A 10599-nucleotide genomic window follows, 5' to 3' on the forward strand; every position below is an offset into this window, starting at 1 on the left:
ATATAGGCTAGCCCACAAAACCGCGATATGTGAAAAGGAGTATTGAACATGAACGGAAATATTTATTATAATTTAAGTCCGGCACAATTGGTAGAAACCGCAATTAGGCGGGGCGAGGGGCAGTTAACTGCCAGCGGCGCACTACAGGTAACCACTGGTAAATATACAGGTCGCTCGCCAAATGACAAATTTGTTGTTGACTCTCCTGCGGTACATGACAAGATTGACTGGAATAGTAATAAGGCTTATTCATCAGATAAATTTAATCAGTTATACAACCGGATGTTAGCTTATATGCAGAAGCGGGAACTCTTTATTTTTAACGGTTTTGCCGGTGCAGATGCGAGCAGTCGTATTAGTGTTCAGTTTGTGAACGAGTTTGCCTGGCAAAATCTGTTTGTACAGCAGCTGTTTATCCGTCCGGAGACTGTGCAACCAGGCCTTGTTCCTGATTATAAAGTAATTTGTCTCCCGGGGTTTAAGGCTGACCCTGCTATGGACGGGACAGCTTCAGAGGCTTTCATTATCCTGAATTTTGAACAGCGTCTGGTGTTAATTGGCGGCACCCATTATGCCGGGGAAATGAAAAAATCGATATTTACGGTTATGAACTTTATCTTACCTGCGAAGAATATTTTATCGATGCATTGCTCTGCCAATGTTGGGGCCCAAGGGGATAGCGCCCTGTTTTTTGGGTTAAGCGGCACCGGAAAAACCACCTTGTCAGCTGATCCGGAGCGTCGTTTGATTGGCGATGACGAGCATGGGTGGAGTGATGAAGGCATTTTCAATATTGAAGGTGGCTGTTATGCTAAGTGCATCGGTCTAAAACATGAGACTGAACCACAGATTTGGGAAGCTATCCGGTTTGGTTCTGTTTTAGAGAATGTAGTAATTGACCCTGCAACCCGCAGGCCGGATTTTGCTGATGCTTCAATCACCGAAAATACAAGGGTTGCTTATCCGGTTGACTATATACCTAATGCATTAATCCCAGGGGTAGCCGGGCATCCGCAAACAATCGTGTTTCTGACCGCCGATGCCTTTGGCGTTTTGCCGCCCATCTCTAAGTTAAATGCCGAGCAGGCTATGTACCACTTCTTATCAGGGTATACCAGCAAGCTTGCTGGCACCGAACGCGGCATCACTGAACCTCAGGCTACATTCTCTGCTTGCTTTGGCGCGCCATTTTTACCACTGTCTGCACTTAGGTATGCTGAGCTCCTGGGCGAAAAACTCAAGCGTCACCAGACTCATGTATTCTTGATTAATACCGGTTGGTCGGGTGGCTCATACGGGGTTGGCAATCGCATGAAACTCTCCTATACCAGGGCGATGGTAACGGCTGCTATTGAAGGTCATTTGGAACAGGTGTCTTACCAGCTTGATCCAATATTTAATGTTTATGTGCCTACAAGCTGTCCGGGTGTACCTGCTGACATTCTCGTGCCGCGAAATACCTGGACTGATAAAGAGGCCTATGATCGCAAAGCCAAGGAATTAGCCAGGCTGTTTGTTGAAAATTTCAACAGCTTCTGTGAGAATACATCAACTGAAATTGCTGCTGCAGGACCTCGCGGGTAATTAAAGGCCGCCGTTATTGAGAACGGCGGCCTTTAACTATTGTATTGCAGGCAATTTTTGTTTAAGGCTTATTACTGGGGAGAATAAGTCACCTAATGTGGCAGTGCGGTCAAGTACTTGGGCAGCATCAAAGGTAAGTAAAGCAGGATCTTTTTGATTGACCACGCTGACAACCTCATCCCAGGTTACAGGAGTAGAGACTGTGGGATGTTCTTTAGCACGGAGTGAGTAAACACAAACTGTCGTCTTGTGTTCATCATTTTGACTCCAATCGATAAAGATTTTACCGGTACGCAAGACTTTCTTCATATTAGCAACGATTAGGCCGGGGTATTTTTCCTGAAATCGCGTAGCAAGTACCCGGGCAAAATTTTTAGTAATCTCGTAACTCACAGGTGTATTAAGCGGTATATATAGCTGAAGACCCTTGGAGCCTGATGTTTTAGGGAAACTCTGCAAATTATGTTTGTCAAAATAGTCTTTTAGGAGTAGTCCGACCTGGGCACAATCCACAATGGTTGCAGGTGGACCAGGATCAAGATCAAAAACCAGCAGAGATGGTTGGTTCACCGCTGGAGCCACAGACAGTGAGGTATGCAGCTCAAGTGCCGCCAGATTGGCAGCCCATACCAGGGTTGGCAAATCAAGGGCATTGCAGAAGTTGATGTTGCGGTTATTGCTGCCGCTCCATACCGGAATGGTTTTAACCCAGTCGGGGCGATGGGCCGGACATTCTTTCTGATAAAAAAACTTGCCTTGTGCACCATTAGGATAGCGCTTTACAGTCAGCGGCCGATTGATAAGATGGGGTAGTAGAACAGGGGCAATGCGAATATAATAATCAAGCATTTGACCCTTTGTGAAGCCTGTGGCAGGATAAAATACTTTGTCGAGATTACTGATTTTTAGTTTGCGCCCACCGATGTCTACTGTTGTTTTGGTCTTGTTATCACTGGGCACTGGCTTTTTTCCTCCTGGCTGCCGCGACTGGCTTTGTGTCTTTAACCAGCTTTTGGCCCTTACCACCGTCATTTTTGTTTTTTATGGCGGAGATGCTGGCCTCAAGAGCCGCCATCAGATCAATTACTTTACCGCCTTCTTTAACCTCCGGCTGACTGATTACTGTCTGTCCTTCGGCCTTTTTCTCCAGCATTTCCAGGACTTGATGATGATATTGATCATGATATTTAGCAGGCTCAAACCCGGTTGACAGTGATTCAATGAGCTGCTCAGCCATGGCCAGCTCTCTGGTATCCGGTTCAGGTACATCAACTGGCAATTCTTCTAATTGGTCTGCGGCAATGATCTCGTCGGCAAAGTGCATCGTCGATAAGGACAGGGCGTTTCCTGCCGGACGGATGGCGGTAAGATATTCTTTGTTGCGCATGACGACCCTGGCAATTGCGACTTTACTGGTTTTTCGCATAGCAGCCAGGAGCAGGCTATAGGCCTTGCCTGCTCCTTTGTCAGGGGTGAGATAGTAGCAATTGTCATAGTATAGCGGGTCAATCTGGCCAAGCTCGACAAAATCTTCAATTGATATCGTATGGGCGTTTTTAGGCTGAATGGCTTCAAGTTCATCGCTGGTGACGATTACATACTGGTCAGGAGAGATTTCATAACCCTTGACAATGTTTTCAGCTGGAACCTCAGCACCGTCAGACGGGCAGATCTTTTTTAGGCGAATACGGCAGCCGTCTGATTTGCGTAGTTGATTAAAATGGATGGACTTCTTTTTTACGGCGTTGTATAGTTTGACTGGAATGTTGACGAGCCCAAAACTGATAGAGCCACTCCACATCGGGCGGGGCATAGGCACACCTCCGGTGATTAGTCTTCGCGAATTACCTGGCGTGGGTCTTTGTCGTCTCTCAAACCCTTAAAAGAGGGGTGTCGCAGGGTATGATTGGGGGTCCATTCGGTAAATTCAAATTCTCCGATTAATACCGGTTCAACAAACCGGGCGTTTTTAACAGCAGGATCTTGAGCAAAAGGATTGGTTTGCCTGCTCAGCGGTGCCAGCTTTTTTCCCAGTTCAGCCAGGGTGGTCTGAGTAAAGCCGGTGCCGGCTTTGCCTGCATATAACAGATTTTGCGGAATACCTCTAGCTTGGGCTGCCTGTGGTGTCACATCATAGCAACCGATAAGCAATGCGCCGATTCTCCCTTCGCGGGTACCTTGGCCAGGAACCCAACCGCCGATGACCAGTTCCTGGCGGCGCTGATTCTTGATTTTGAGCCAGGCTCCGGTACGCTTGCCTGCCTGATAGGTGCTGTCAAGGCGTTTTACGATAATGCCTTCCAGGTCCAGTTTACGGCTGGCAGCTAAGATGGTTTTACCGTCACCTGTTTTGTAATCAGGTGTTTGCCAATGGGCACCGTCAAGACCAAGGCTTTCTAGTAGGGCCCGTCGCTCAATATAGGTTTTATTCAGGAGCGAGTTGCCATTGAGGGACAAGATGTCAAAGATCATATAGTGGGCAGGAACCTTCTGCGTCATTTCAAGGATCGTTTTATCGTGAGTGAGTCCCATCCGGTGCTGCAGCAGGGAGAAGGAGGGGAGTCCAGCTGGAGTAAATGCCACGATTTCTCCATCCAGGATCAGTTCTGTATGGCTGCGGCCTGCAACTTCAGCCAATGCGTGAAGTTCGGGGTATTGATGAGTAATGTCTTTAAGGTTGCGACTCAGCAGTTTATACTGTTTTTTTTCCAGATAGAAGATGGCCCTGAGGCCGTCCCATTTGATTTCAAAACTGCATTGATCCTGGTCAGCAGGCAATAAACCTGGTTTTGCCAGCATTGGCTTAATTATTGGCATAATAATCCTCATCAGGCTAGTTTGATCTTAGTTTCTGCAGGACAAGCAAATATATTACATAAAAATAAAAACAGGCCGGAATTATCCGGCCTGTCAAATAGTCAAGTAGTAATTTATCTATTGGATTGGAAGCAATCGCGACAATATACAGGTTTTCCGGCAGTAGGGCGGAAAGGAACCTGAGTCTGGATACCACAAGCGCTGCAAGTAGCATCGAACATTTCGCGTTGAGGGCGAGCGTTGCTGCCACCACCCATGCGTCCACCGTTTTGACGTTTTCTAGCTGCACGGCAATCCGGGCAACGGGAAGGATCGTTTTGGAAACCCTTCTCAGCATAAAAAGCTTGTTCTGATGCGGTAAAAGCAAAAGCTGCGCCGCACTCCTTACAGGCAAGATCCTTGTCTTGATAATCCATCTTTAACCAACCTCCGTAATATGTGTTTGACTCAAACAATTGCTGGTCGGTTGGTCAAGATTGAAGCTGCTAGCCATCGAAAGCAATTATATTTTGTCATGTAATCAATATAACGCGTACTAAAGTAATTGTCAAGAGTTGGTTATTGTTTTTTCCAGTTCATCTAACATATTGGAAAACCTGCCGAGAGTAAGCTCAATAGGCCGGGCTTTGGACATGTTGACACCTGCTTTTTTTAGGATGTTAATGGGATAATCTGAGCCGCCGCTCTTTAAGAAATCGATGTAGCGCTCTTGGGCGCCATCGCCTTCAGCCAGAATTTGCTGTGCCAATGCTGTGGCTGCTGCGTAACCTGTAACATACTGGTAAACATAGAAGTTCGAGTAGAAGTGCGGTATTCTGGCCCATTCAATGTCTATTTCCGAGTCAACCATCATATCTGGACCATAATATTTGACATTAAGAATATGCCACAATTCATCAAGCAAATCTGCTGTTAATGTTTCACCATGTTCGGCTTTGTCATAAATGCTTTTCTCAAACTCAGCAAACATTGTTTGCCGATAGACGGTTGCCCGCACCATTTCAAGGTATTGGTTTATCAGATATAATTTCTTCTTTGTATTTTTCGTTGTTTTTAGCAGGAAATCATTTAATAGAATCTCATTGGTGGTTGAAGCTACTTCGGCGCTAAAGATCGTGTATTGGGAGGTAGTATATGGTTGGATAGCTTGGCTGTAATAGCTGTGGATGGCATGACCCATCTCGTGCGCTAAGGTACTGACATCCTCTAGCCGGTCATTATAATTTAAGAGAACAAAGGGGTGGACACCATACACTCCCCAACAATAAGCACCGGTTTGTTTGCCTTTATTCTCATAGACGTCAATCCAGCCTGAGGTTAACCCCTTATTTAAAATACCGGTATATTCAGGGCCAAGCGGAGCCAGGCTGTCACGTACTAATTTTAGTCCCTCGGAGTATGAAATGTTAAATTTTACTGCTTTCGCTAGTGGGGTATATAGGTCATACATATGGACTTTATCAAGCTTTAAAGCCTTTTTCTTGAGATCAATATAGCGGTGCAGCGGTGCCAGGTTGTTATTGACTGTGGTAAGCAGGTTATCGTAGACGCTTACAGGGATGTTGCCGTCAGATAAGGCTGATTCCAGTGTCGAATTAAACTTACGGGTGCGAGCGTAAAAAATATTCTTTTTAACATTACCTGACAGGGTCGCTGCGAAGGTATTACGGAAGGCGTTGTAAGAGCCAAATAAGCCGGTAAAAGCCTCTTTCCGTACGCGACGGTCAGGTGACATAATGAGAGAGCGGTAGCGCCCTTCACTCAGTGCGAGGGGTTTGCCGTCTTCACCGGTAATGTCAGGAAACTTCATATCCGCATGGGCCAACATATTAAAGATTGTTTCTGCTGCTTGTGTGGCTTCAGCTGAGCGGGATAAGATCTCTTCTTCAACCGGTGATAAAATATGTTGTCTTTGGCGCAGCAGATTGTCAAAGTAAAAGCTGTATTCGGCCAAGAAATGTTCACGCCGGAAGGTTGTCAGTACATCATCAGGTATGGCTAGGATTTCAGGTTCAATAAATGAAGTAGCTGCACTTGTTTCAGCCAACAGGCCTTCGGTTTTGCCGACAAGTGCCTGATATTTGGCATTTGCCGAGTTCTCGTCCCGCTGCAGGCGGGCATAGGCAAATAATTTGCCTGCCAGGATATTGATTTCGTCTCGCAGTTTGAGACAGGCGATAAGGTTTCTTATCGATTGAGCTAAGATACCCTTGTATTTAGCCACCTTAGACAGGTCATTTTTAACATTATCAAAGTCGGCTTGCCATAACTGCTCGCTGGCGTAGATATCTTTAATCTGCCATTTATACTCAGGCTGTATTTCATCACGGGATGGCAGCCCTGTGGACGTTTGCGACATAAGAACACTTCCTCCCAAAAAGAATTAAGGATAACTTATGATATATATTAGCGTAGTATTGTGGTATTTCCTGGTATAGCATGCCTGAGTAAAATATTTTCTATACTTTAAAGTATTTCAGGATACCGTCACAGATGCTTTCGGCAGCATTATCCCGGCCATCCACGCTGGATAGGAGCATTTCTTCGAGTACATTGGAGATAAACGCCACTTCAATAAGTACGGAAGGCATATTGGTATAGCGTAACACGTAAAAGCTGGCAAAGCGTGCCCCCCTGTTTTTTGTACCTAGTTTTTCCGCCAGGCTCCGTTGTACCAGATTTGCCAGGTTTACTGAATCTTTATCACCATAATGGAAGGTCGTAGTGCCAGATGCCGTATTACTGGTAAAGGCATCATTATGGATACTAATAAATAGATCAGCTTCCGCTTGATTGGCAGCTTCTACCCTTGCTCCCAGTTCTTCATTGGCTGTTGCGTCTGTATAGGCTACATCGGCATCAGTGTCTCTGGTCATAACTACCGTAGCTCCGCTTTTTTCAAGCTTTTCTTTGAGCAGTAAAGCAATTACTAAGGTATTGTCTTTTTCCATAGTGCCGGTTGGTCCGAGAGCCCCCGGATCGCTGCCGCCATGCCCTGGGTCCAGGCAAATGACTTTGCCTGCAAGGCGTGCATTCTCATCTTCGGTTCTTTCATCAGCATGATTATCAGCCGGCAACCGCGGCATGGATGAATCTTTAGAGTTAATAAGCACCAATTCCCGTTGTGCATCATAGCGGATTCCCCAGTTAAGAACCTTGGCCATATTGCGGAGAGTTATTAATAAATCACGGTTGACGCGGGCGTTACCAGGCATGTAGCGTCCATCAATCATTATCCGCATACTGTTCACCATCCTCACATAGTATAAGTGATCTACTGGGTAATGTTTACCTTGTTTTATTTTATGCAGAGTTGGTTTGGCTGGTGACTGCTGCGCACTTTCAAGTTAGTGAAGGATATTTGACAAGGCTGACCGAAACTACTATACTTGCAGGGAGATTATGGTACCGGGAGAATGATATGAAGGTTCTACTATCAACGCTAAATGCTAAATATATCCATTCTTCACTGGCGCTAAAAGACTTGGCAGCTTATTGCCAGGCACCAGAGTGGAAGATAACTGTCCGTGAATATACTGTGAATAACGGTTTGCTTGAGATATTAAGTGATGTATATGTTTGTCAGGCTGATGTAATTGGTTTGGCCTGTTACATTTGGAATATTGAAACTGTTTTGCAGTTAGCATCACTAATTAAAAAAATACGGCCACAGACAGTTGTCATACTGGGCGGGCCGGAAGTTTCCTATCAGCCTGAAGGCATACTGGCCGACCAGGCTGCCGTTGATTATATAATACTGGGTGAAGGTGAGCAAACGTTTAAGAGATTATTGGCAGCACTAGTCGACGGACAGGCCATGGAGAGTATTGCCGGCTTGGCTTATCGCAGCCGTGGGGCAATTGTTGTCAGTCAGCCCCAGGTAGTTGCCAAACTAGATGATATTCCCTTTCCATATATAAAAGAAGAAATGCCGTTACTTAAAGATAAGATTCTCTATTATGAAAGCTCGCGCGGGTGTCCGTTTTCTTGTCAATATTGTCTTTCAAGCGCTACGGCGGGTGTGCGTTTTTTGAGTCTGGAACGGGTATTTAGTGACTTGAATTTTTTTGTTGAACATGATGTGAGACAGGTGAAATTTGTTGATCGTACCTTCAATGCCCGCAAAGAGCATTATTTCCCCATATTAAAATTTCTGGCCGGGCAAACCTGCCGGACTAATTTTCATTTTGAGATTGCTGCCGATATCTGGGATCAAGAAGTAGTGGAGTTTTTACGTCAGGTGCCAACAGGACGATTTCAGTTTGAGATTGGGATACAATCAACAAATGAACAAACGCTTACTGCAATAAAGCGCCATAACAACTGGCCGCAGATTGTCGAACATGTGAGCAAGGTTAGAGATTACGGCAATATACATCTGCATTTAGACTTAATTGTGGGCCTGCCTCATGAGGATTTAACCGTATTTGCTAAATCGTTTGATGAGGTCTACGATCTGCAGCCTGATATGCTGCAGATAGGTTTTCTTAAATTGCTCAAAGGATCAGGCATCAGGCAAAACGCTGCTGGACATGGCTATATTTACATGGATAGTGCGCCGTATGAAGTGCTTGCCAACAACTACCTGGACTATGGACAAATAAGAAGACTTAAGATTTTTGAAGAAGTGTTTGAACAGGTTTATAATAGCGGACGTTTTAGGTATAGTTTACCGTGGATTATTGCTCTTGCCGGAGCGGGAGCATTTAAATTCTACTATAAATTAGCTGGTTATTGGGAACAGCAGGGTTATCACCTTGTTGCTCACAGTAGCAAGACCCTGTACAAACACATGGTAGAATATTGCACAGTTTTTTATCCGGAATCTGTGGAGAAATACCAGGAATTTTTAAAATTTGACGCTCTCATGAGTGAACACGGGGCAGTTCGACCGGAGTTTTTACCCTGGAACCAGATGAATCAAGCAGCAACCGACAAGTGGGCAGAGTACAAGAACGCTTTTTGGCGGGATAGTGCTCGTGTCCGGCGGTATTTGCCTGATTTTGCATTTACTACATGGCGGGACCTCAAGAAGACTTTTCATGTTGAGGTATTTAGTGTAGACATACCATTATACTTGGAAGGTGCTGATAATTTGGCGAAGCATGAAGTGGCTGTTCTTTTTTCTTACAAGAATGCAAAACCAACTTATCAAGTGATTAATCATGATGACTTCTGGAATTAGATATAATGCATATTCGGAACACTTACGCCAAAGATATGGTGAAAAAGTGTATAAACTGCCGGTTAGTCTGCCGGTGACCTGTCCCAATCGTGATGGTCAGTGTGGGCACGATGGTTGTGTGTTTTGCGGTGAAATTGGTGCAGGCTACGAAAACCTGCCTGCCTGGTTGACTGTCAGCGATCAGTTGGCAGCTAATAAAGCTCACATTGCACCTAAATATAAAGCTAAAAAGTTCATTCCCTATTTTCAAAATTTCAGTAACACTTATTTGCCTGTAGATCAGTTAAAGCGCCATGTCATCGAGGCTTGTCAGGAAGATATTGTGGCCATTGCACTGGCTACTAGACCTGATTGTATTAGTGAACGATATTTGGAGATGCTGGCTGAGGTTAGGGAAGAATATGGTATAGATATTAGTATTGAACTGGGTCTACAGACCGTAAATTATCACACCTTGGTCAAGATTAATCGCGGCCACACTCTTGCTGAGTTTATTGATGCTACGCGGCGAATCAAATGCTGGTCAATCGACGTGTGTGCCCATCTTATACTAAACCTCCCCTGGGATGACATGGCTGACTCAATAGAAAGTGCCAAAATAGTATCAGCAATGGGGGTTGAGCAGGTCAAACTACATGCTCTATATATTGTTAAAAATACAGTGATGGCTGATTGGTATCAACAAGGGGAAATTACGCTCATTAGTAAAGATGAATATGTTGATAGAGTGGTTAGCTTTTTGGAATATCTTCATCCTGACATTGTTATTCAACGTTTGATTGGGCGTGCGCCTGAAGCAAATACGCTGTTTACCAACTGGCAGACAGGCTGGTGGAAGATACGTGAGGCTATTGAAGAACAATTACTGAAGCAAGACACATGGCAGGGAAAGAAATGCTCTTACCTCAATGGCCCGGCAGTGAGACAATTTCTATGAATAAGCAACAACCACAGTCTATGGCACTGTGGTTGTTGCTGTTAATACAGTCAGTTACTGATCTGGATATTTAAAT

At 44.9% G+C, this 10599-nt stretch carries 9 protein-coding genes; 3 read left to right on the forward strand and 6 right to left on the reverse strand.

Translation table 11 applies throughout. The features are described from left to right. Window positions 1–48 precede the first annotated feature (48 nt). Entirely contained in the window at window positions 49–1584 is a 1536-nt protein-coding gene (gene pckA / locus VN379_RS14630; RefSeq protein ID WP_325535101.1) for a phosphoenolpyruvate carboxykinase (ATP), read from the forward strand. Window positions 1585–1620: 36 nt separating this feature from the next. Here the strand turns inward: pckA and ligD (VN379_RS14635) are convergent, their stop codons facing one another. From ligD (VN379_RS14635) to VN379_RS14660, 6 genes are all read right to left on the reverse strand, one after another. Next, on the reverse strand, window positions 1621–2544 hold the full coding sequence (gene ligD / locus VN379_RS14635; RefSeq protein WP_325535103.1) for a non-homologous end-joining DNA ligase: 924 nt from the start codon (window positions 2542–2544) through the stop codon (window positions 1621–1623). Beyond that, entirely contained in the window at window positions 2534–3397 is an 864-nt protein-coding gene (locus VN379_RS14640; RefSeq protein ID WP_325535105.1) for a Ku protein, read from the reverse strand. Before VN379_RS14640 ends, ligD (VN379_RS14635) begins: the two co-directional genes overlap by 11 nt. Before the next feature lie 17 nt (window positions 3398–3414). Further along, the gene (gene ligD, locus VN379_RS14645) at window positions 3415–4401 is read right to left on the reverse strand and encodes a non-homologous end-joining DNA ligase (protein ID WP_325535107.1); all 987 of its coding nucleotides are present in this window, start codon (window positions 4399–4401) and stop codon (window positions 3415–3417) included. Window positions 4402–4514: 113 nt separating this feature from the next. Further along, entirely contained in the window at window positions 4515–4817 is a 303-nt protein-coding gene (locus VN379_RS14650; protein ID WP_325535109.1) for a zinc-ribbon domain containing protein, read from the reverse strand. Window positions 4818–4948: 131 nt separating this feature from the next. Then, on the reverse strand, window positions 4949–6760 hold the full coding sequence (gene pepF, locus VN379_RS14655) for an oligoendopeptidase F (RefSeq protein WP_325535111.1): 1812 nt from the start codon (window positions 6758–6760) through the stop codon (window positions 4949–4951). Between the two features lie 100 nt (window positions 6761–6860). Next, a complete protein-coding gene (locus VN379_RS14660; protein ID WP_325535113.1) occupies window positions 6861–7643 on the reverse strand; it encodes an N-acetylmuramoyl-L-alanine amidase in 783 nt (260 codons plus the stop codon). Between the two features lie 179 nt (window positions 7644–7822). Here VN379_RS14660 and VN379_RS14665 point away from each other — a divergent pair, with 179 nt between their 5' ends. Both VN379_RS14665 and VN379_RS14670 read left to right on the forward strand, forming a co-directional pair. Further along, a complete protein-coding gene (locus tag VN379_RS14665) occupies window positions 7823–9586 on the forward strand; it encodes a B12-binding domain-containing radical SAM protein (RefSeq protein WP_325535115.1) in 1764 nt (587 codons plus the stop codon). Next, window positions 9582–10523 (forward strand): TIGR01212 family radical SAM protein, encoded by a 942-nt coding sequence (locus tag VN379_RS14670; protein ID WP_325535117.1) that lies wholly within the window; start codon window positions 9582–9584, stop codon window positions 10521–10523. The genes VN379_RS14665 and VN379_RS14670 overlap by 5 nt, the downstream gene beginning before the upstream one ends. The last annotated feature ends 76 nt before the right edge of the window (window positions 10524–10599 follow it).

Origin of the sequence: Sporomusa sp. (assembly GCF_035561255.1) — a bacterium.
In the GTDB taxonomy this organism is placed as follows: Bacteria; Bacillota; Negativicutes; order Sporomusales; family Sporomusaceae; genus Sporomusa.